Raw genomic sequence first — 21755 nt, 5'->3', positions numbered from 1 at the left:
GTCCCGCTCAGGGCCTCACTCGTACACACAGGGAGCAACCGGAATGGGTTCGGTTCGCGTAGCCGTCGTCGGCGTGGGCAACTGCGCCGCGTCACTGGTGCAGGGCGTCGAGTACTACAAGGACGCCGACGCGGCGTCCAAGGTGCCGGGCCTGATGCACGTCCAGTTCGGCGATTACCACATCCGCGACGTCGAGTTCGTCGCCGCTTTCGACGTGGACGCCAAGAAGGTCGGCCTCGACCTCGCTGACGCCATCGGCGCCTCTGAGAACAACACCATCAAGATCTGCGACGTCCCCGGCACCGGTGTGACGGTCCAGCGCGGCCACACTCTCGACGGTCTCGGCAAGTACTACCAGGCCACCATCGAGGAGTCCGCCGAGGAGCCGGTCGACGTCGTCCAGGTCCTCAAGGACAAGCAGGTCGACGTCCTGGTCTGCTACCTGCCCGTCGGTTCCGAGGCCGCGGCGAAGTTCTACGCCCAGTGCGCCATCGACGCCAAGGTCGGCTTCGTCAACGCCCTCCCGGTGTTCATCGCCGGCACCAAGGAGTGGGCGGACAAGTTCACCGAGGCCGGGGTGCCGATCGTCGGTGACGACATCAAGTCCCAGGTCGGCGCCACCATCACGCACCGCGTCATGGCGAAGCTGTTCGAGGACCGCGGTGTCGTCCTGGACCGCACGATGCAGCTGAACGTCGGCGGCAACATGGACTTCAAGAACATGCTCGAACGGGAGCGCCTGGAGTCCAAGAAGATCTCCAAGACGCAGGCCGTCACCTCCCAGATCCCCGACCGGGACCTCGGCGAGAAGAACGTTCACATCGGCCCGTCCGACTACGTCCCGTGGCTGGACGACCGCAAGTGGGCCTACGTGCGCCTCGAGGGCCGCGCGTTCGGTGACGTCCCGCTCAGCCTGGAGTACAAGCTCGAGGTCTGGGACTCCCCGAACTCCGCCGGTGTCATCATCGACGCCCTGCGTGCCGCGAAGATCGCCAAGGACCGCGGCATCGGCGGCCCCATCCTGTCGGCCTCCTCGTACTTCATGAAGTCCCCGCCGGTGCAGTACTTCGACGACGAAGCCCGCGTGAGCGTGGAGAAGTTCATCGCGGGTGAGATCGAGCGCTAGGACCCACCTCCTGCGGGTGAGAACCTGACGTGTGGTGATTGAGGGTCCCCGGGGGCGTATGTCCCGGGGACCCTTCCCGTATGTGAGGCTGTGCCCCATGGCCGTCGTCCGTGACCTACGCATCCTGCTGCGTTTTCAGGGCTTCAGACGCCTGCTCGCCATCCGGCTGCTCTCCCAGGGCGCCGACGGCGCCTTCCAGATCGCACTCGCCTCCTACGTGGTCTTCTCACCGGAGAAGCAGACGTCGGCCGTGGCGATCGCCTCCGCGATGGCGGTCCTGCTGCTCCCCTACTCCCTGGTCGGCCCCTTCGCCGGGGCCCTGCTCGACCGCTGGCGCCGCCGCCAGGTCTTCTTGTACGGCAACCTGCTGCGCGCGCTGATGGCCTCGGTGACCGCCGTCCTGATCCTCGGCCAGGTCCCGGACTGGCTGCTCTTCGCCTCCGCCTTGTGCGTGACCGCCGTCAACCGCTTCGTCCTCGCCGGCCTCTCCGCCGCACTGCCGCGCGTGGTGGACTCCGAGCGGCTGATGGTCGCCAATTCCCTCTCCCCGACCGCCGGAACGCTCGCCGCGACCGCGGGCGGTGGACTCGCCTTCCTCGTACGTCTGGTCGTCTCCGACTCCGATGCGGCCGTGGTGCTCGTGGGCGCGGCGCTGTACCTGTGCGCGGCTCTGGCATCGCTGCGTATCGCGAAGGAACTGCTGGGCCCCGACCGGGTACTGGTGCAGCCGGGGCTGGCCACGGCGCTCACCGGCACCGCTCACGATCTGCTGGCAGGTCTGCGCCACCTGGCAGCGCCCTCGCGCAGGGAAGCCACCTGGGCGCTCACCGCGATGTCCCTGATGAGGTTCTGCTACGGCGCCATGCTCGTCATGCTGCTGATGCTGTGCCGGTACGCCCTGACCGACACGACGGAGGAGGGACTCGCCCTCCTGGGCCTGGCGTTGGGTGTGTCCGGCGCCGGTTTCTTCGTCGCTGCCGTCGTGACCCCCTGGGCCGCGGGGCGGTTCGGGCCCGGCCGTTGGATCATGCTGTGTGCGGCGGCCGCCGCGGTCCTGGAGCCCGCGTTCGGCCTGCCCTTCGCCAGCGTCCCCCTGCTGATCGGGGCATTCGTCCTGGGCCTGACCACCCAAGGCGCGAAGATCGCCACGGACACCATCGTCCAGTCCTCCGTCGACGACGCCTTCCGTGGCCGGATCTTCTCCCTCTACGACGTCCTGTTCAACGTGGCCTTCGTCGGGGCCGCCGCAACGGCCGCCCTGATGCTGCCGCCGGACGGCCGATCGGCCCCTCTGGTGGTAACAATCGCCGTTATCTACGGGGCAGTAGCTATAGCTATCAGCCGTTTTGAACGGCAGTAAGTGTCACATCAACGCCACAGAACTCCCGCACGGAAGGGCGTTGTCAGTGGCGCCCGGTAACTTACGTGCGTCTGATCAACACGTAATTCACGCCACGCACTCGTGTTCCAGGGGGACCTCCAAGTGACCACTCCGCCGCCTCAGGGCAACCCGTTCGCTCAGGGCCAGCAGCAGCCCCAGGGCCAGAACCCCTTCGCCCAGGGCCAGCCGGGCTTTCCCCAGCAGGCCGGTCAGCCTGGATTCCCCCCGCAGGGCGCCCCCGTCCCCCCGGAGCAGCCGCGCCGCAAGATCGGCTTCAAGACGATCAAGAACATCGTCATCATCGTGGTGCTCGTCGGTGCGGCCATCGGCGCTTTCATCTCCAGCCGGGACGACGCCAACACCGCGGCGGTCGGCGACTGCATGCACCGTGGCAGCACCAGTGACGACAATCCCGACCTCGAGGTCGTCGACTGCAACTCCTCGAACGCTCAGTACGAGGTGCTGGCCAAGATCGACGGTTCGTTCCTCTCCGACACTCTGGCTTCCAGCAAGTGCGAGGTCGAGGCCAAGGACTTCCAGTACGTGTACACCCAGAGTGGCGACGGCAAGGACTTCCTGCTCTGCCTGAAGGACTACAAGAAGTAAGGCAGGCACACGGAGGGGCGGTGTTTCACGTGAAACACCGCCCCTCCGTGCATCCTGAACCGGCTCATGTTTCACGTGAAACATGAGCCGGTTCCACGCTCTCAGTCCTGCTGCCCGGCCCACCACTCCTTGAGGGCCGCCACCGCCGCGTCGTATTCCATCGGACCGTTCTCCAGTCGCAGTTCCAGCATGTGCTTGTACGCCTGACCGACGGCCGGCCCGGGGCTGACGCCGAGGGCCTCCATGATCTGGTTTCCGTCGAGGTCCGGACGGATGGCGTCCAGCTCCTCCTGTTCCTGAAGCTTCGCAATCCGCTCCTCCAGGCCGTCGTACGCACGCGAGAGGGCGGCCGCCCTGCGACGGTTGCGTGTCGTGCAGTCCGAGCGAGTCAGCTTGTGGAGTCGACTCAGGAGCGGCCCCGCGTCGCGAACGTAACGGCGGACGGCGGAGTCCGTCCATTCTCCCGTGCCGTAGCCGTGGAACCGCAGGTGAAGCTCGACCAGGCGCGAGATGTCCTTCACCAACTCGTTGGAGTACTTGAGGGCCGTCAGGCGCTTCTTCGTCATCTTCGCCCCCACCACCTCATGGTGGTGGAACGAGACCCGGCCGTCATTCTCGAAGCGGCGCGTGCGCGGCTTGCCGATGTCGTGCAGCAGGGCCGCCAGGCGGAGGGTCAGGTCGGGGCCGTCGTCCTCCAGGGCCATCGCCTGCTCCAGGACGATCAGCGTGTGCTCGTAGACGTCCTTGTGCCGGTGGTGTTCATCACTCTCCAGACGCAGGGCCGGCAGTTCGGGCAGCACATAGTCGGCAAGCCCGGTGTCGACGAGCAGGGCCAGTCCCTTGCGGGGGTAAGCGGACAGAACCAGTTTGTTCAGCTCGTCCCGTACTCGTTCGGCGGAGACGATCTCGATGCGTCCAGCCATCTCCCGCAAGGCTGCGACCACCTCAGGAGCCACCTCGAAATCGAGCTGAGCGGCGAAGCGCGCGGCCCGCATCATCCGCAATGGGTCGTCCGAGAAGGATGCCTCGGGGGTGCCCGGCGTACGCAACACACCTGCCGTGAGATCGTCCAGACCACCGTGCGGATCGATGAACTCCTTCTCGGGCAGCGCGACGGCCATAGCGTTCACGGTGAAGTCACGACGGACGAGGTCCTCCTCGATGGAGTCGCCGTACGCCACCTCAGGCTTGCGCGACGTGCGGTCGTACGCCTCCGAGCGGTAGGTCGTCACCTCGATCTGAAAGCTTCGATCAACGTCTCCGACGCGGGCCTCCTTCTGGGCCCCGACCGTGCCGAAGGCGATACCCACTTCCCAAACGGCGTCCGCCCACGGACGGACGATCTTCAGAACGTCCTGCGGGCGGGCGTCGGTGGTGAAGTCCAGGTCGTTGCCGAGCCGGCCGAGCAGCGCGTCCCGGACCGAGCCACCGACCAGAGCAAGTGAGAACCCGGCCTCCTGGAAGCGGCGGGCAAGGTCGTCGGCGACCGGGGCGACTCGCAGCAGTTCATTCACCGCTCGGTCCTGCACCTGGCTCAGGGCACTGGTTTGTTCGTTGGCGTTCGGCACAACAGAAAAGGGTACGTGGCTCTGGCGGCCGGAAGCTCCTCCATTGATCTGCCCGGTCACCTCCCACAGTCCCCGCACAGGACCGGTGCCCGGGATACGGAAAGCACTCTCCCATATAGCTACATACAGGACAGTACGGCGGCTGACCCGATCTTGCGGACCGGTCCGCGGCACTCAGCCTCACCGGGCATCGTTACCATGCGTGGACGCACATACGACGACCACTGACGACGAGGGACGGGCGAGCACGTGGCCGAGGCGGCAGACTTCCAGGGGATGCGTCCCTCACCTGCCCGCTGCTGGCTGCGGCGCACCGGCACCCTGTTCGCCGGAGTCCCCCTGCTGACGGGGCTGCTCCAGTGGCCCACCGCGCCCCCGGCGGCCGCCACCGCAGAGAGCTCCGTGCAGGCCGCCTCCGGCGCGGGCTCGGTCTCCGTCTCCGTGAACTCGCTCACGCCCAGCGTCCCCGGCGAGGACGACACCGTCACGGTCTCCGGCACGGTGACCAACAAGGGCAAGCAAGCGGTCACCGACGCCCATGTCGGTCTGCGTGTGGGTCCCCTGCTGAACACCCGCTCCGGGATCGACAGCGTCGCCCGGGACAGCGACGACGTCCAGAGCGTCATCGGCCCGGAGGTCGATGACAAGTACGCCCAGGAGTACGCCGAACTCACGCCTGGCGTCTCGCAGCGCTTCAGCATCTCCGTACCGGTGGACGAGCTGAACCTGAGGGAGAACGGCGTCTACCAAGTGGCCGTGGCCCTCTCCGGGCAGACCGCCGCGCAGCCCTGGGAACAGACCCTCGGTGTCCGGCGGACGCTCCTGCCGTGGCAGCCCGATGAAGTCGACACGAAGACGAGCACGACATTTCTGTGGCCGCTGATCTCCACGGTCCACACCACGGCGGAGACGGACTCCAACGAGCAACAAACTCCGGTCCTCCGTGACGACGATCTGGCCAAGGAGATCGCCCCTGGCGGCCGCCTGGACCAGATGGTGGCGCTGGGCAAGAACCTCGACATCACCTGGGTGATCGATCCGGATCTGCTGGCATCCGTCGACGCGATGACCGAGAGCTACGAAGTCCAGGGCTCGGGTGACACCACCACGGCCGGCGGCCATCAGGCCGCCGCCAAGCGGTGGCTCGCCAACGTGCAGAGCGCGGTGAAGGACAAGGAGGTCGTCGCGCTGCCCTTCGGCGATCCGGATCTGGCCTCCCTCGCCCACAACGGCACCTCGGTCACCGGCTCCCTGAGCCGTCTCAAAGAAGCCACAGACGTCATCGTCAACACGGTGGAGCCGATCCTCCACGTGAAACCGACCACGGACTTCGCCTGGCCCGTCAACGGGGCGGTGGACCCCTCCATCCTCAAGGTCGCCACCTCCGCAGGAGCCGACAAGGTGATCGCCCGCAGCGACAACTTCCGGGAGACCGGCGATCTGGCGTACACGCCCTCGGCCGCCCGCCCCATCGGCGGCGGCACCACGGCGGTCGTCGCGGACGCCCAGCTGTCCACCGTGTTCCAGGGCGACATGACCAAGGCTTCAACGTCCACACTCGCCGTGCAGCGGTTCCTGGCCCAGAGCCTGGCGCTGGGCCTCCAGACCGGCCGGCAGCGCAGCGTCGTCGTCGCCCCGCAGCGCACCCCCACCGCCAGCCAGGCCCAGACGATGGCCGAGGCGCTGAAGGCGGTCCAGGAAGGGAACTGGTCAAAGTCCGAGGACCTCACCGCTGCCGCGAAGGCCGAACCGGACCCTGCCGCCACCACCGAGGTCCCCGCGGCCTCCTCGTACCCCTCCTCGCTGCGCAAGCAGGAGCTGCCACGGTCCGCGTTCGAGCAGATCGCGAGGACTCAGGACAAGCTCGACACGTTCAAGGTGATCCTCTCGGACCCGTCCCGGGTCGTGACCCCGTTCGGCCGGGCCCTGAACCGCGGGATGTCCGTCTCCTGGCGCGGCCGGATCGCCGAGGCTGCCACCTACCGCAGCGGTGTCGAGGCGTACCTCGACGGACTCCTCGACCAGGTGAAACTGATCGACAAGTCGGAGACGAAGCTCTCCGGCCGCAGCGCCACCATCCCCGTAACCGTCCAGAACAACCTGGTGCAGGGCGTCGAGAACCTGACGCTGCGGCTCACCTCGACCAACCCGACCCGCCTCGAGATCGGCGGCGACGCCTACGAGGAACAGCCGGTCACCGTCTCCGGCGGGCACAGCCAGTCGGTGAAGTTCACCACGTCCGCCAACGCCAACGGCCGGGCCACGGTGATCGCCCAGCTGTACACGCAGGACGGCCAGAAGTATGGCGAGCCCGTCACCTTCGACGTCAAGGTCACCGAGATCACCGCCACGGTGATGCTGGTCATCGGCGGCGGCGTGCTGCTGCTCGTCCTCGCCGGCTTCCGGATGTACACGCAACGTAAGCGTGCCGCAGCCCGCGAGGCCCAGGAGCAGAACCGCGTGGAGGGCGAGGGCCCCGACGGCCCGCAGAACCCGAACGCCCCCGCGGAGCGTCCTACCAAGAAGCCGGAGAACGGCCCTGAGACGAAGCAACCGGAAGCCGGCTCCGAGACGGACGACCCGGAGCAGCCGAGTGACCCGGTATCGGACACCGCACCGGAAAACGCAGGCCCGTCCGGCACGGGTGAGAGAGTGGACCGTTGAGGTTGTCGTGGCCGGTGGGCCCGGGACGATGAGGTGGGGTAACCATGAACGCGCCGTACGACGGTGACCGCGGCCATGCCGCGGTCAACTCGGGCCATCCCGAGTCGGACCCCCAGGGGGGCCCGCCGCCCGGTCACGACCAGGCGCCGCAGCCGCCCGCCGATATGTACCTCCAGGACACCTACGACCAGGACCCCTACCGGGCGCAGGACATCGCCGCCCAGGACCCGGTCGCCGAGGCCCTGTACGACCGCGCGGCACATCCCCCGCCCCCACCGGGCACATACCCCCCTCAGCAGCCGCTGTACGGGCAGCCGCCCCGGTCGCCGTACGCGCCCGACCCCCGGGTGTGGGCCCAGGCCCCCGCGCCGGAGCCGGACGGTCCGTCCCAGCACCTCCCGTACGGGGACGACCCCCGCACGACGCAGTTCGTGGGCGTGGACGACTTGGTCGGCCAGGTCGGGGAGCCACGTCATGAGCCCGGCGCCTTTGCCCATCTCTTCCGCGACCAGCAGCAGGGCGGGGGGCACCCCGGTCAGCCCTACGATTCCGTGCCCGGCCCGGCCTCCGCGGCCCCTGGCCACTACGCGGGCGCCACGCCGCCTCCGGTCGCCGAGGCCCCAGTGCCGGAACCGGCTCCCGCGGCGCCCGCGAAGAAGGGTGGCCGGGCCGGGGGACTGCTGAAGTCCAGCGCCGTGATGGCGGCGGGCACGATGGTGTCCCGCCTCACGGGCTTCATCCGGTCCGCGCTGATCGTCTCAGCGCTCGGTCTGGGCCTCCTCGGCGACTCGTTCCAGGTCGCGTACCAGTTGCCGACCATGATCTACATCCTCACCGTCGGCGGCGGCCTCAACTCCGTCTTCGTGCCGCAGCTCGTCCGTGCCATGAAAGACGACGCCGACGGCGGCATCGCGTACGCCAACCGGCTGCTGACCCTCGTGATGGCGGCCCTGGCCGCGCTCACCGCCGTCGCGTGGCTCGCCGCGCCGCTTCTCGTGCGTGCGCTGTCGAACCCGGTCGCCTCCAACCCCGCGGCCAACGAGGTCGCCGTCACCTTCACCCGCTACTTCCTGCCCTCGATCTTCTTCATGGGCGTGCACGTGGTGATGGGACAGATCCTCAACGCACGCGGACGGTTCGGCGCGATGATGTGGACTCCGGTCCTCAACAACATCGTCATCATCGTGACGCTCGGTACGTTCATCTATGTCTACGGCACCGCCGCCAACTCGCAGATGACCGTCACGAGCATCCCGCCGGAGGGCCAGCGTCTCCTCGGCATCGGTGTCCTGCTCGGCCTCATCGTCCAGGCCCTGGCCATGATCCCGTACCTGCGCGAGACGGGATTCCGTATCCGTCTGCGCTTCGACTGGAAGGGCCACGGGCTGGGCAAGGCGGCGATGCTCGCCAAGTGGACCATCCTGTTCGTACTCGCCAACCAGGCGGGCGCGCTGGTCGTGACCCAGCTCTCCACCGCTGCCGGCCTGGACTCCGACGTCCAGGGCACCGGCTTCGCCGCCTACGCCAACGCCCAGCTGATCTGGGGCCTGCCCCAGGCCATCATCACCGTCTCTCTGATGGCCGCCCTGCTGCCCCGTATCTCCCGCTCGGCGGCAGAGGACGACGGCGGCGCCGTCCGGGACGACATCTCCCAGGGCCTGCGCACCACGGCCGTCGCGATCGTGCCGATCGCCTTCGGCTTCATCGCGCTCGGCATCCCGATGTGCACCCTGATCTTCGGCTCCTCGGGCACCAGCGAAGCAACCAACATGGGCTACATGCTGATGGCCTTCGGCCTCGGCCTGATTCCCTACTCCGTGCAGTACGTCGTCCTGCGTGCCTTCTACGCCTACGAGGACACCCGTACTCCCTTCTACAACACGGTCATCGTGGCCGCGGTCAACGCGGTCGCCTCGGCGGTCTGCTACTTCGTCCTCCCGGCCCGCTGGGCCGTGGTCGGCATGGCCGCCTCGTACGGTGTGGCCTACGCGGCCGGCGTCGGTATCGCCTGGCGGCGGCTGCGCACGAAACTGGGCGGAGACCTGGACGGCGCCCGAGTCCTGCGGACGTACGCCCGGCTGTGCATCGCCTCGGTTCCGGCCGCGCTCCTCGCCGGTGCGGTCTGCTACGGGATCGGGCACACCCTCGGTCAGGGCGTCGGCGGTTCCTTCGCCGCGCTGCTGGTCGGAGGAGCCGTGCTGCTCGGCGTCTTCTTCGTCGCCGCACGCCGGATGCGCATTGTGGAGGTCAACTCGCTGGTCGGTATGGTCCGCGGGCGCCTGGGACGCTGAGGCGGGGGTAGGCGCACAACCATCGTCAGCCCTTGCGTGTCGTGCATAGCGGCAGACTGTGGGCACAATTGGTTTCGGCGTCGGACGGCACGCACGGGCCGTCGCCCGACGCGTACATGGATGGGGAGGCAGGGAACGACGGTGGCAGAACGGAGCACAGCTGCCGTCGACGTGGCAGACAACAGCGGCGAACAGTCGCTGACCGCGCAGGCGGACCAGTCCACGGCCGACGGGGTGGCCAAGAACCGGGAGCAGGACACGGACAGCGACGCAGCACAGGAGAACACAGGGACCAACGGTTCCGAGAAGACGTCGCCGCTCGAACTGCACAGCGGTCACAAGCTCGCCAGACGTTACCGCCTCGAAGAGTGCGTCACCCGTCTGGACGGATTCAGCAGTTGGCGTGCGGTGGACGAGATGCTCCGTCGCGCCGTCGGCGTGCACATCCTGCCCGCGGATCACTCGCGTGCCCGCTCCGTCCTGGCCGCGGCCCGTTCCTCCGCCCTGCTGGGCGACCCGCGCTTCGTTCAGGTCCTGGACGCCGTCGAGGAGGACGACATCGTCTACGTCGTCCACGAATGGCTCCCCGACGCGACCGAGTTGACCGCCCTCCTGGCGGCCGGCCCGCTGGAGGTGTACGACGCCTACCAGATGGCCAGTCAGATTTCCTCCGCCATGGCCGCGGCCCACCGCGGGGGACTCGCCCATCTGCGTCTGAACCCCAACGCGGTACTGCGCACCTCGACCGGCCAATGGCGCATCCGGGGCCTTGCGGTGAACGCGGCGCTGCGTGGTATCGACTCCGACACCCCGCAGCGCGCCGACACCGAGTCCATCGGTGCCCTGCTGTACGCGGCACTCACTCAGCGCTGGCCGTACGAGAGTGACGCCTACGGTCTGTCCGGGCTACCGAAGGACATCGGTCTGATCCCGCCCGACCAGGTGCGGGCCGGCGTCCACCGCGGCCTGTCCGAGCTCGCCATGCGCGCCCTGGCCAACGACGGGGCCACCGCGTCCCGCCACGAGTCCCCCTGCACCACACCGGAGGAACTGGTGAAGGCGATCGGCGAGATGCCCCGCATCCGCCCGCCGGAGCCCGCGTTCACCACCCCACCGGACTACCAGCGCACGACCTACCAGCAGGGCTCCTACGGGCGTCCGGCACCCCGGCCGGGCGTACGCGTCACACAGCCGGTTCCTGTCCCACCGCCTCCGCTGCAGAGCCGTACGGGCAAGGCCCTGAAATGGGCCGTGTCGGCACTGCTGATCGCCGCGCTCGGTCTGGGTAGTTGGCAGCTCGCCGACGCCCTCATCGGCCAGGGCAGCAACGCGGACGACACCGACAAGACGCAGACAACGGACGAGGGCGACAAGAGCGGCAACAAGCCCAAGCCTGCCGAGCCGCTCACAGTCCAAGGCGCCCAGGAGTATGTCGCGAAGGGTGGGGCGCAGTCTCCGGAGAACGTGGCCAACACCTACGACGGTGACAGCTCGACCTACTGGCGAACCAAGAGCTTCCTGGACGGGCCGGAGATGAACCCGGCCTACAAACCCGGGGTGGGCATCGTCTACGACCTCGGGACCGAGCAGACAGTCGAGTCGTCGTCGATAGATCTGCGGTACACGGGCGACCACACCACGATCACTCTGTATGCGACGGACTCGGCCGGCTCGTCGACCCCGATCAGCTCCATGGAGAAGCTCGGGACCGTGACGACGACCGGTAACAAGGCCGCTGTGAAGGTCGGTAAGCCGGTGAAGACCCGGTACGTGCTCGTCTGGCTCACCGCTATGCCCATGGCACCCGGAGATTCGTACAGTGCCCCCGGCTACAAGCAGGCCATCACCGACCTGAAATTCACCGGCTGACGCCACGCCGAGCGAGGGGAGGGGGTCCGATGCCGGATGGCACCACACACCGCGACGCAAGCGATCAGGACCTCCTCACCCGTCATGTGGAGGGCGATCCCGAAGCCTTCGGCGAACTGGTGCGACGGCACCGGGACCGGTTGTGGGCGGTCGCCCTGCGGACACTGGGGGACCGCGAGGAGGCCGCTGACGCGGTCCAGGACGCTCTTGTCTCCGCCTACCGGGCCGCTCACACCTTCCGAGGCCAGTCGGCTGTCACGACATGGCTGCACCGGATCACGGTGAACGCCTGTCTGGACCGTGCGCGCAAGGCCGCATCCCGGAAGACCTCTCCTGTCGATGACACGGAGCGCCTGGAGCAACTGCTGGAGCCCCACGAGTCCGCTTCGGCTCCTGCGGAACGGAACGACCTGCATCGCCAGCTCATCGAAGCGCTGGGGACGTTACCGCCCGATCAGCGGGCGGCGCTCGTTCTCGTGGACATGCAGGGCTATCCGGTGGCCGAGGCCGCCCGCATCCTCGGCGTGCCCACCGGCACGGTGAAGAGCCGCTGTGCCCGGGGCAGAGCCAGACTCCTGCCTCTTCTGCATCATCTACGACCGGACGGCAGCGGTGACTGCAGGAAACGGGGCGCGGAACGGAACCGGACGCGGGGGGCATCCGTCCCACCTGCAGCGGGACCGCGTCGAGCGGATCCACCGGATACAGGACCGAGTGACCCAGCGGCAGTAAAGGGCGGAGGTGGGCGAGCGTGACCTCGACGACAGACATGACGGAGCACCCGGGCGTCGAGGAGATCTCCGACCTCACCGAGGGACTTCTGCCGCCCGCCCGGGACACTGCTGTGCGCCGGCACCTGGACGAGTGCGAGCTCTGCGCGGACGTCCGCGCTTCGCTGGAGGAGATCCGGGGGCTGCTCGGCACGATGCCGGGTCCACCACGCATGCCGGTCGAGGTGGCGAGCCGTATCGACGCCGCACTCGCCGCAGAATCTCTGCTCCCTGCCACAGCGCCGGAGCCCAAGGGCATCGCAGAATCGGTCGACACAGAACCGGTCGGCACTTCCCATGTCCTGCCCGATGGCGATCGCGCGCATGTTTCACGTGAAACACCGGTATCGCGTGAAGCGCCAGCGTCGGCGGACCGCCCCGCTGGGCGCCCTCGGCCCTCCACGACCGGTCCGGGCCGCAAGGGCCGCATGCAGCGTGGACGCCACAGGGCCGCAGTGCTGGGGACGGTGTTCACCGTCGCGGCTCTGGGGCTCGGCACCGTATTCCTGTCGTCCCAGAACGAGGGCACGGGGGACGGTCATCAGACGGCCACCACGGATACCTTCTCCGAGGGAAAACTGGAGAAGCAGGTCTCCGATCTCCTCGCACAGAGCCAGATGAAGACCGCCTCCTCGCACAACCCGCAGACCTTCGGGCTTGAGTCGGCACCCGGTACCTCCACCAGCCCCAGGGTGCTCAAGTCCACGGTCCCGGCGTGCATCCGCGACGGGATCGGCCGCGACGACGCCGCCCTCGCCACGGAGGAGGGCACCTACGAGGGGCGAGAAGCTCTGCTGGTGGTACTTCCCGACGCCTCCGACGACACCCGAGTGACCGCCTACATCGTCGATGCCGCCTGTGTTGCCGATCCCCCCTCCGCCTCCAAGGCGAAGGTTCTGCTGGAGCATGCCTACACACGCGGCTGAGGGTCGACGCTTCGCCCGCGTCCTGTGTGGTATCTCGTACGGTGTGCATCTCCCCGCACCTGTCCGAGGACCACGTCCGTGTGCTCGGGCACAGCGGGAATGCGCGCCCCTTAGGATCCGTTGGGTGGGGTGAGAGTTCCGACAGAAGCTCCCACCGGTCGGATGACACAGACCAGAGACGAGGAATCAAGCTGTGAGCGACGTCCGTAACGTGATTATCATCGGTTCGGGGCCTGCCGGCTACACCGCAGCGCTCTACACCGCCCGTGCGTCGCTGAAGCCTCTGGTGTTCGAGGGCGCCGTCACCGCCGGTGGCGCGCTGATGAACACGACCGATGTCGAAAACTTCCCGGGCTTCCAGGACGGCATCATGGGCCCCGAACTCATGGACAACATGCGCGCCCAGGCGGAGCGTTTTGGTGCCGAACTCATTCCGGACGACGTGGTCTCCGTTGACCTGACCGGCGAGATCAAGACCGTCACGGACACAGCGGGCACGGTCCACAAGACGAAGGCCGTCATCGTCACCACCGGCTCGCAGCACCGCAAGCTCGGTCTGCCGAACGAGGACGCCCTCTCCGGCCGCGGTGTCTCCTGGTGTGCCACGTGTGACGGCTTCTTCTTCAAGAACCAGGACATCGCCGTGATCGGCGGCGGTGACACCGCGATGGAGGAGGCCACCTTCCTCTCGCGGTTCGCCAAGTCCGTCACGATCGTCCACCGCCGCGACACCCTGCGGGCCTCGAAGGCGATGCAGGAACGCGCCATCGCCGACCCAAAGATCTCGTTCGTCTGGGACAGCGAGGTCGCCGAGGTTCAGGGTGACCAGAAGCTCTCGGGTCTGAAGCTGCGGAACGTCAAGACCGGCGAACTTTCGGACCTGGCGGTGACCGGTCTGTTCATCGCGATCGGGCACGACCCTCGTACAGAGCTCTTCAAGAGCCAGCTGGAGCTGGACGACGAGGGCTACCTGAAGGTCGAGGCGCCGTCGACGCGTACGAACATCATTGGTGTGTTCGGTGCCGGTGACGTGGTCGACCACACCTACCGCCAGGCGATCACCGCGGCCGGTACGGGTTGCGCCGCCGCCCTCGACGCCGAGAGGTTCCTTGCCACTCTCGCCGACGAGAAGAAGGCCGAGCCCGAGAAGACCACCGTCTGACCCCCACCCGCCCCACGCATCGACCAGTTAAGGAGCCCGCCGTGGCCGGCACCCTGAAGAACGTGACGGACGATTCCTTCGACGAGGACGTCCTCAAGAGCGACAAGCCTGTCCTGGTGGACTTCTGGGCCGCCTGGTGCGGTCCGTGCCGCCAGATCGCGCCTTCCCTCGAGGCGATCGCCGCGGAGTACGGCGACAAGATCGAGGTCGTCAAGCTGAACATCGACGAGAACCCGGGTACGGCCGCCAAGTACGGCGTCATGTCCATCCCGACCCTGAACGTCTACCAGGGTGGCGAGGTCGCCAAGACCATCGTCGGTGCCAAGCCGAAGTCCGCGATCGTCCGCGACCTTGAGGACTTCATCGCCGAATGATCGCCGACCGCTTCACGGGCGGCGCATGTTTCACGTGAAACACGAATGGGCCGACTCCCATGGGTCGGCCCATTCGCATGAGGTGCCCCGGCCTCGCAGGTGCCGACATCGTCGGCCTGGACTCAGGGCATCAACTCCAAGTTGATCAGCATCACCTGGTTCAGAGAGGGCGCAACGCCGGTTCCTTCTGAACGGCGCCGAGCAGGCGGTCCAACGCCATCTCGACATCATCCTTCCACGACAGCGTCGTCCGCAGTTCCAGCCTGAGCCGAGGATGCGCGGGGTGCTGACGGACCGTCTTGAATCCCACTGCCAGTAGATGATCAGCAGGCAGCACGCAGGCCGGCGCCTTCCAGCGCGTGTCGCCGAAGGCTTCGATCGCTTTGAACCCGCGACGCAGCAGGTCCTTCGCCACCGTCTGCACCATCACCCTCCCCAGTCCTTGACTCTGGTAGCCCGGCACGATGAACGCGGTCATCAACTGCACCGCATCGGGCGACACAGGGCTCGTGGGAAAGGCAGTGGCACGTGGCACGTAGGCGGGCGGAGCATAGAGAACGAAACCCACGGGGACGTCATCCACATAGACGACTCTTCCGCACGACCCCCAGTCCAGGAGTACAGCGGAGATCCACGACTCCTTCTCGACCGCTGACGTACCCGCCTTTACCGCTGCCTCACCACTGACGGGATCAAGCTCCCAGAAGACACACGAGCGACAGTTCTGGGGAAGGTCCTGAAGGTTGTCCAGCGTGAGTGGTACGAGCCGACGCCCCATGAAGCCTGTGCCTCGCTTCCTTCGCCTGCTGCCTCGCGGACGGCTTTCAGAGTGTGTCGCTCCTTGAGGAGGCTGCCGATGAACCCACCGAAGACAGCAATCGCCAGCCCTGTTCTCACCAGTCCGGTGCGGCTCATCATTCGCATGGCCCCTGCCTTGCGCTCAGAGAATCATAGGTACTGCCGGTGGATACACCTTGTATTCCAATGCATCGTATCCACGAAGCGATTCCGTCGATACCGATAAAAAGCAAAGGGCGGACCATATTCCGTCACATACCGGACATGATCCGCCCTTGGTCGACTGTTCGGCTAAATAATCCGATATCTCAGAAATCGTCCTCTATGGCATCGTCGTCCACAAGGCTCTTCTGCAGAACCGGCCCCTCATCGGGAGCAAGCGTGCCGAGGATGCGCTCGAGATCCTCCATGGAGGCGAACTCGACGGTGATCTTGCCCTTCTTCTGCCCCAGGTCGACCTTCACCCGCGTCTCGAAGCGGTCCGAGAGGCGTGTGGCCAGATCGGACAACGCCGGCGACATTAGTGCGCCCGCCCGCGGGCCCTTGGAGCGCGGCGCCTTCTGAGGCCCTGACCCCATCAGCGTGACGATCTCCTCGACGGCCCGTACCGAGAGCCCTTCGGCCACGATCCGATGGGCCAGCCTGTCCTGTTCCTCGGAGTCTTCGACAGATAGCAGGGCCCGCGCATGTCCGGCGGAAAGCACTCCGGCAGCCACCCGGCTCTGGACCCTCGGCGAGAGCTTCAGCAAACGCAGGGTGTTGGACACCTGAGGGCGGGAGCGGCCGATGCGGTCCGCCAGCTGATCGTGGGTGCAGTTGAAGTCCTTGAGTAGCTGGTCGTAGGCGGCTGCCTCTTCCAGCGGGTTCAACTGGGCCCGGTGCAGGTTCTCCAGAAGGGCGTCCAGAAGGAGTTTCTCGTCCTCCGTGGCCCGGACGATCGCCGGGATGGCCTCGAGCCCTGCCAGGCGGCAGGCCCGCCAGCGGCGCTCACCCATGATGAGCTCGTAGTGCGCCGGCCCGACCTGCCGTACGACGACGGGTTGGAGGAGGCCAACCTCCTTGATGGACGTGACAAGCTCTGCCAGTGCGTCCTCGTCGAAGACCGCGCGGGGCTGACGCGGGTTCGGCTTGATGGACTCGATGGGGATCTCAGCGAAGTGTGCCCCCAGGGGAGGCATGGGAGTCTCCGCCGCACCTTGCGTCGAGGGCTCCTCTGTTTCACGTGGAACAGAGGACAGCGCGGCCAGCTTCGCGGCGGCCACCCCGCGCTCGTTCGGCGCCACCGATGGGCTGGCGGGAGAAGCGGAAGCAGCACCTCCCGTCATGGCCGGGGCGACCATTTTCTCTGTTGGGGCAGCAGGGATCAGTGCGCCGAGACCACGACCCAACCCTCTCCGTCGCTCACTCACTGGACGCCCTCCACCATGCTCGGATCGTTCTGCTGTGCGCCGATATGCGCGTTCGATGCGTCATAGCTGACGCCTACACCCCTCAACGCGATCTCTCGTGCCGCCTCAAGGTAGGAGAGGGCGCCGCTCGATCCAGGATCGTAGGTCAGTACCGTCTGCCCGTAGCTCGGTGCCTCCGAGATGCGTACGGAACGGGGAATGCTCGTCCGCAGCACCTCTTCACCAAAGTGGCTTCGCACCTCGTCCGCGACCTGGGACGCGAGCCGCGTCCGGCCGTCGTACATGGTGAGCAGGATCGTCGATACATGCAGGGAGGGGTTGAGGTGACCCCGCACCAGATCGACATTGCGGAGCAGCTGCCCCAGGCCTTCCAGCGCGTAGTACTCGCACTGAATCGGGATCAGGACCTCCTGACCTGCCACCATCGCATTGACTGTCAGCAGGCCGAGCGACGGGGGGCAGTCGATGAGGATGTAGTCCAGGGGCTGCTCGTAGGCTTGGATCGCACGCTGCAGTCGACTCTCCCGTGCCACCAGGGACACCAGCTCGATCTCCGCACCGGCAAGATCGATCGTGGCGGGTGCACAGAAAAGACCCTCCACGTCGGGGACCGGCTGGACCACTTCTGCCAGCGGCCTGCTCTCGACCAACACGTCATAGATGGAAGGAACTTCAGCGTGGTGGTCAATCCCCAGGGCCGTGGATGCGTTGCCCTGAGGATCGAGGTCGATCACCAGGACCCGAGCACCATGGAGCGCGAGTGACGCGGCAAGGTTGACGGTCGTCGTCGTCTTGCCCACGCCACCCTTCTGGTTGGCGACCACCATGAGGCGTGTCTGCTCAGGCCGTGGCAGGCCCTCACTTGCGCGGCCCAGCGCGTCCACCGCCACCTGGGCAGCACGACCGATGGGAGTGTCGTCCATCGGAGGCGGTGTTTCACGTGAAACATCCGCCCCCATCGATTCGGTACGGGGACCGGGGACCGGATCGGTCATCGGTCCCGCGATATTGGCGTCGGACCGCAAGGATTCACTCTCCTCGACTTCAGGCTCGCAATGAACAGAGCCTCCCATGTCTTCGGGGTCGTGAACCAGCGAGGCCTTACGTTCTGTGGAGAAAACCACTTCTGTGGACAACTCCGCGCCCCCTGAGGGGGGCGAACTCTCGCCGGAAACAGGACCCTCTCCGAGTGAACCGAGAGGCTTACGGTCGCGGGGTTCGGCCGCGATGCGACCGCGACTGATGATGCCGTGCAGCAGGGAGCGACGTTTCACGTGAAACACGATGCACAGCAGCCAGGCCCGCACTGTCGCGACACTCCGGCACGTGGAGGTTCGGCAGCTTGGTGGAGTACGTCTGGCCTCTCAGAGCGTATGCCTGCCCGTCAGCCGCCCTGCCGCAGGATGTGCGAACCCGTTATCCGCGTCGGCGCCGCGCACGCCCCGTGCGAGCGGCCTTCGCGCGCTTCGCCGCGAAGCGCACGCCTCCGGGACTTTCCCCGACCTCGACGCGCACGACTGTGGACATCGGATCCACCACGCCCTCACCCACATGCACGACCGACGTCGCTACTGCACCGAGCTTGTTCAGAGCAGTGGTCGCGCTCTTCAGCTCCTCCTCGGCGGCGTCGCCCTTGAGCGCGAGCATCTCTCCGTAGGGCCGTAGCAGGGGAATGCCCCATGCGGCGAGACGGTCGAGTGGCGCCACTGCCCGCGCGGTCACCACATGGACCGGAGGCAGCGTTCCCATGACCTCCTCGGCCCGCCCACGGACGACCGTCACATGGTCCAGGCCCAGCAGCTCCACGACTTCGGTCAGGAAGGTGGTACGCCGCAACAGCGGTTCCAGCAGCGTGATCTTGAGGTCCTCCCGGACCAGCGCCAAGGGAATGCCCGGCAGGCCGGCACCCGAGCCGACATCGCACACTGTCACGCCCTCGGGGACGACCTCCGAGAGCACCGCGCAGTTCAGCAGATGCCGCTCCCACAGTCGGGGCACCTCCCGCGGACCAATCAGACCACGCTGCACGCCCGTCTCAGCAAGCAGTTCCGCGTAACGCACCGCGTCCGCGAAGCGATCACCGAACACCTCACGGGCCTGCTCGGGCGCGGGGGGAAGCTCCGCTGCCTCCGTCACGGGGGGACCGTCCTTCCGTACCGTGCCGGCCCACCGGCCGACACCACAGAACTATCAGGCTGACAAAATTCGGCCCCGTCTGCGCAACAGACGGGGCCGGTGGAATGTGGAACCGTTCAGGCGGGAAGCACGACGACGAAGCGCTGCGGCTCCTCGCCCTCGGACTCACTGCTCAGGCCGGCAGCCTTGACCGCGTCGTGCACGACCTTGCGCTCGAACGGCGTCATCGGGTCGAGCTTCACGGGCTCACCGCTGCTCCTGGCCTCGGCAGCGGCCTTCGCGCCGAGCTCGGACAATTCGGCCCGCTTCTTGGCGCGGTACCCCGCAATGTCGAGCATCAGCCGGCTGCGATCGCCGGTCTCGCGGTGCACGGCCAGGCGCGTGAGCTCCTGGAGCGCTTCGAGTACCTCGCCGTCACGACCGACCAGCTTCTGCAGGTCACGGCCGGACGAATCGCTGATGATCGAGACAGAGGCACGGTCGGCCTCGACGTCCATGTCGATGTCACCGTCGAGGTCGGCGATGTCGAGCAGACCCTCCAGGTAGTCCGCTGCGATCTCGCCTTCCTGCTCCAGGCGGGTCAGGGTGTCTGCGCCCTCGGCAGCGGCGGAGGTGGTGCCTTCCGTCACGGGATGGACTCCTTCTTACTTCTTGGACGGGGACTTGGGCCGCTGCGGGCCCTTGCGCTGTCCGGACTGGGCCTTGCTGCGGGTGCTTCCGCCGGGCTTCGCGTTGCCCTTCTTGGCAGCGGCGGCGGGCTTGGCGTCGTCCTGAGGCTCCTCGGCCTTGGTCAGCGAGAGGGACTCACCGGCTGCCTTCGCCGTACCGCCCTGGCGCTGGGACTTGCTCTGCCGCTTGGGCTGCTGCCGCTTCGCGGCCTGAGCCGTGGTCGAGGAATCGTCCTCCGCCTGCGCGGCGGCCGTGGAATCGCCCTTGGTCACCGCACCGTCGGCCTGGGCCGCGAGGCCCGCCTTGTTCAGACCGTTGATGAACTTGCGCTCGTACTCGTTGCGGTCCCGGCCCTTGGTGACGATGGCCTTGACGATGGCACGCTCACGGCGGTTACGGGTCTTGCCGTGGTGGGTGACGTGCTTGGAGAGGCGCTCCAGGTACGAGGCCTGCGCCTTGGAACCCGGCGTCGGGTTGTTGTGGATGACGTACATCTGCTGGCCCATGGTCCACACGTTGGTGGTCAGCCAGTAGACGAGGACACCGACGGGGAAGTTGATACCGAAGACGGCGAAGATGACGGGGAAGACGTACATCAGCATCTTCTGCTGCTGCATGAACGGCGTCTTCACCGTGGTGTCGACGTTCTTCGTCATCAGCTGGCGCTGCGTGTAGAACTGCGACAGCGACATCAGCACGATCATGAGCGCCGTGACGATGCGTACATCGGTCAGGGAGGCATTGAGGGCCTCGAGCTTGTCCGAGTTGTCCGTGAACTTCGCCGCGAGCGGGGCACCGAAGATGTGTGCCTTCTGCGCGCTTTCCAGCAGACGCTCGTTGATCACGCCGACGGTGTCATTGGAAGCGATGCTGTTGAGCACGCGGTACAGGGCGAAGAAGAATGGGGACTGCGCCAGGATGGGAAGGCAAGAGGAGAGCGGGTTGGTGCCCGCATCCTTGTACAGCTTCATCATCTCTTCGGACTGGCGCTGCTTGTCGTTCTTGTAGCGCTCCTGGATCTTCTTCATCTCCGGCTGGAGCGTCTGCATCGCGCGTGTCGCCTTGATCTGCTTCACGAAGAGCGGGATCAGGCAGATACGGATCAGGATCACCAGGGACACGATGGACAGGCCCCAGGCCCACCCGGTGTCAGGGCCGAAGATGGCCCCGTACACGCTGTGGAACTGGACGATGACCCAGGAGACAGGTGTCGTGATGAAGCTGAAGAGGCTGGAAATCGTGTCCACTAATCATGCTCCTTGGGCATGGGGCGAGGTCTCTGCGGCCGGGCTCGAAGAACTCGGACTCATGGGAGGGGTCCGTCTTTCGGTGGCCGGTTCGGCGGAGGCGGGCCCACCCTTGCGTGCACGCCAGGCGTTACGCAGCATTTCGTGCCACCGTGGGCGCTTGCGCGGCGGGACATGGTCCACGCCGCCCAGCGACCACGGATTGCACCGCAGAATGCGCCAGGCCGTGAGTGCTGTGCCCTTGATGGCACCGTGCCGGTCGATGGCCGTGTAGCCATAGTGGGAACACGACGGGTAGTACTTGCATACAGGCCCGAGCAGGGGACTGATCGTCCACTGATAGAGCTTGATCAGAACCAGCAGCGGGTACTTCATCGCATGCCCCCTCCCAGCAACCGCTGAAGAGCGGCATCCAGGTCTTGGGCCAGTTGTGCATGGTCGGCGTCCCCCGCTCCGGGCAACGCTCGTACGACTACCAGGCTACCGGGGGGCAGCAGGGCGACTCGGTCGCGCATCAGGTGGCGAAGCCTGCGCTTCACCTTGTTCCGCACGACCGCGCCACCCACCGCCTTGCTTACGACGAAACCCGCACGCGTCGGGGCAGCGTTCTCCCCAGGCGCATGCGGGTCCGTGACACCGCTGCGTAGGTGTACGACGAGGTGCTGACGTCCGGCCCGGCGTCCCCGTCGTACCGCGGTCGCGAAGTCCTCGCGCCGCCTCAGCCGGTTCTGGGTGGACAGCACGACGTCATGACCTGAT

Annotated in this window: 19 protein-coding genes; 10 read left to right on the top strand and 9 right to left on the bottom strand. The window is 66.9% G+C overall.

What is annotated here, in order from left to right; translation table 11 throughout:
• Positions 1 to 43 precede the first annotated feature (43 nt).
• The 3 genes from ACFPZI_RS22910 (at position 44) to ACFPZI_RS22900 (ending at position 3113) form a co-directional block, all read left to right on the top strand.
• Positions 44 to 1126: an inositol-3-phosphate synthase gene (locus ACFPZI_RS22910; RefSeq protein WP_381366002.1), complete on the top strand. Its 1083-nt coding sequence runs from the start codon at positions 44 to 46 to the stop codon at positions 1124 to 1126.
• Positions 1127 to 1223: 97 nt separating this feature from the next.
• On the top strand, positions 1224 to 2486 hold the full coding sequence (locus ACFPZI_RS22905) for an MFS transporter (RefSeq protein WP_381365999.1): 1263 nt from the start codon (positions 1224 to 1226) through the stop codon (positions 2484 to 2486).
• Positions 2487 to 2609: 123 nt separating this feature from the next.
• Positions 2610 to 3113 carry an LppU/SCO3897 family protein gene (locus ACFPZI_RS22900; protein ID WP_381365997.1) on the top strand — a complete coding sequence of 168 codons (504 nt, stop codon included), beginning with the start codon at positions 2610 to 2612 and terminating at the stop codon, positions 3111 to 3113.
• 101 nt (positions 3114 to 3214) lie between these two features.
• Here ACFPZI_RS22900 and ACFPZI_RS22895 read toward each other — a convergent pair whose 3' ends face one another.
• Positions 3215 to 4681 carry a CCA tRNA nucleotidyltransferase gene (locus ACFPZI_RS22895; protein WP_381366376.1) on the bottom strand — a complete coding sequence of 489 codons (1467 nt, stop codon included), beginning with the start codon at positions 4679 to 4681 and terminating at the stop codon, positions 3215 to 3217.
• A 249-nt stretch (positions 4682 to 4930) separates the two neighbouring features.
• On the opposite strand from ACFPZI_RS22895, the gene ACFPZI_RS22890 reads away from it, so the two are divergent.
• The 7 genes from ACFPZI_RS22890 to trxA all read left to right on the top strand — a co-directional run bounded on the left by ACFPZI_RS22890 (position 4931) and on the right by trxA (position 14737).
• The gene (locus ACFPZI_RS22890) at positions 4931 to 7345 is read left to right on the top strand and encodes a DUF6049 family protein (RefSeq protein ID WP_381365994.1); all 2415 of its coding nucleotides are present in this window, start codon (positions 4931 to 4933) and stop codon (positions 7343 to 7345) included.
• Positions 7346 to 7389: 44 nt separating this feature from the next.
• A complete protein-coding gene (gene murJ, locus ACFPZI_RS22885; RefSeq protein WP_381365991.1) occupies positions 7390 to 9636 on the top strand; it encodes a murein biosynthesis integral membrane protein MurJ in 2247 nt (748 codons plus the stop codon).
• A 141-nt stretch (positions 9637 to 9777) separates the two neighbouring features.
• Entirely contained in the window at positions 9778 to 11505 is a 1728-nt protein-coding gene (locus ACFPZI_RS22880) for a serine/threonine protein kinase (protein WP_381365988.1), read from the top strand.
• Positions 11506 to 11534: 29 nt separating this feature from the next.
• Entirely contained in the window at positions 11535 to 12260 is a 726-nt protein-coding gene (gene sigM, locus ACFPZI_RS22875; RefSeq protein ID WP_381365985.1) for an RNA polymerase sigma factor SigM, read from the top strand.
• On the top strand, positions 12257 to 13201 hold the full coding sequence (locus ACFPZI_RS22870) for an anti-sigma factor family protein (RefSeq protein WP_381365983.1): 945 nt from the start codon (positions 12257 to 12259) through the stop codon (positions 13199 to 13201). The genes sigM and ACFPZI_RS22870 overlap by 4 nt, the downstream gene beginning before the upstream one ends.
• A gap of 193 nt (positions 13202 to 13394) precedes the next feature.
• Positions 13395 to 14363, top strand: a complete 969-nt coding sequence (trxB, locus tag ACFPZI_RS22865) for a thioredoxin-disulfide reductase (RefSeq protein WP_381365980.1) — start codon at positions 13395 to 13397, stop codon at positions 14361 to 14363.
• Positions 14364 to 14404: 41 nt separating this feature from the next.
• Entirely contained in the window at positions 14405 to 14737 is a 333-nt protein-coding gene (trxA, locus tag ACFPZI_RS22860; RefSeq protein WP_381365977.1) for a thioredoxin, read from the top strand.
• A 160-nt stretch (positions 14738 to 14897) separates the two neighbouring features.
• Here the strand turns inward: trxA and ACFPZI_RS22855 are convergent, their stop codons facing one another.
• The 8 genes from ACFPZI_RS22855 to rnpA all read right to left on the bottom strand — a co-directional run bounded on the left by ACFPZI_RS22855 (position 14898) and on the right by rnpA (position 21739).
• Positions 14898 to 15515 (bottom strand): GNAT family N-acetyltransferase, encoded by a 618-nt coding sequence (locus ACFPZI_RS22855; RefSeq protein WP_381365974.1) that lies wholly within the window; start codon positions 15513 to 15515, stop codon positions 14898 to 14900.
• Positions 15516 to 15843: 328 nt separating this feature from the next.
• Positions 15844 to 16944 (bottom strand): ParB/RepB/Spo0J family partition protein, encoded by a 1101-nt coding sequence (locus tag ACFPZI_RS22850; protein ID WP_381365972.1) that lies wholly within the window; start codon positions 16942 to 16944, stop codon positions 15844 to 15846.
• Positions 16941 to 18017, bottom strand: a complete 1077-nt coding sequence (locus ACFPZI_RS22845; protein ID WP_381366373.1) for a ParA family protein — start codon at positions 18015 to 18017, stop codon at positions 16941 to 16943. Before ACFPZI_RS22845 ends, ACFPZI_RS22850 begins: the two co-directional genes overlap by 4 nt.
• Before the next feature lie 343 nt (positions 18018 to 18360).
• Positions 18361 to 19080 carry a 16S rRNA (guanine(527)-N(7))-methyltransferase RsmG gene (rsmG, locus tag ACFPZI_RS22840; protein WP_381365969.1) on the bottom strand — a complete coding sequence of 240 codons (720 nt, stop codon included), beginning with the start codon at positions 19078 to 19080 and terminating at the stop codon, positions 18361 to 18363.
• 116 nt (positions 19081 to 19196) lie between these two features.
• Positions 19197 to 19709, bottom strand: a complete 513-nt coding sequence (locus tag ACFPZI_RS22835; RefSeq protein WP_055595877.1) for a Jag family protein — start codon at positions 19707 to 19709, stop codon at positions 19197 to 19199.
• Positions 19710 to 19724: 15 nt separating this feature from the next.
• Positions 19725 to 20996 carry a membrane protein insertase YidC gene (yidC, locus tag ACFPZI_RS22830; RefSeq protein ID WP_381365966.1) on the bottom strand — a complete coding sequence of 424 codons (1272 nt, stop codon included), beginning with the start codon at positions 20994 to 20996 and terminating at the stop codon, positions 19725 to 19727.
• Between the two features lie 3 nt (positions 20997 to 20999).
• A complete protein-coding gene (gene yidD, locus ACFPZI_RS22825) occupies positions 21000 to 21371 on the bottom strand; it encodes a membrane protein insertion efficiency factor YidD (RefSeq protein ID WP_381365963.1) in 372 nt (123 codons plus the stop codon).
• Positions 21368 to 21739: a ribonuclease P protein component gene (gene rnpA / locus ACFPZI_RS22820; protein WP_381365960.1), complete on the bottom strand. Its 372-nt coding sequence runs from the start codon at positions 21737 to 21739 to the stop codon at positions 21368 to 21370. The genes yidD and rnpA overlap by 4 nt, the downstream gene beginning before the upstream one ends.
• Positions 21740 to 21755: the final 16 nt, after the last annotated feature.

It is taken from the genome of Streptomyces chlorus (genome assembly GCF_042655885.1).
GTDB classification, from domain to species: domain Bacteria; phylum Actinomycetota; class Actinomycetes; order Streptomycetales; family Streptomycetaceae; genus Streptomyces; species Streptomyces chlorus.
The sequence above is the reverse complement of the archived record's forward strand: the minus strand, read 5'-3'. Positions and strand labels throughout refer to the sequence as shown.

Bases quoted from the DNA above. Each gene is read 5' to 3' on its own strand.
- sigM (WP_381365985.1), top strand. From the start codon at position 11,535: ATGCCGGATGGCACCACACACCGCGACGCAAGCGATCAGGACCTCCTC.
- ACFPZI_RS22910 (WP_381366002.1), top strand. From the start codon at position 44: ATGGGTTCGGTTCGCGTAGCCGTCGTCGGCGTGGGCAACTGCGCCGCG.
- murJ (WP_381365991.1), top strand. From the start codon at position 7,390: ATGAACGCGCCGTACGACGGTGACCGCGGCCATGCCGCGGTCAACTCG.
- yidD (WP_381365963.1), bottom strand. From the start codon at position 21,371: ATGAAGTACCCGCTGCTGGTTCTGATCAAGCTCTATCAGTGGACGATC.
- ACFPZI_RS22855 (WP_381365974.1), bottom strand. From the start codon at position 15,515: ATGGGGCGTCGGCTCGTACCACTCACGCTGGACAACCTTCAGGACCTT.
- ACFPZI_RS22845 (WP_381366373.1), bottom strand. From the start codon at position 18,017: ATGGGAGGCTCTGTTCATTGCGAGCCTGAAGTCGAGGAGAGTGAATCC.
- ACFPZI_RS22905 (WP_381365999.1), top strand. From the start codon at position 1,224: ATGGCCGTCGTCCGTGACCTACGCATCCTGCTGCGTTTTCAGGGCTTC.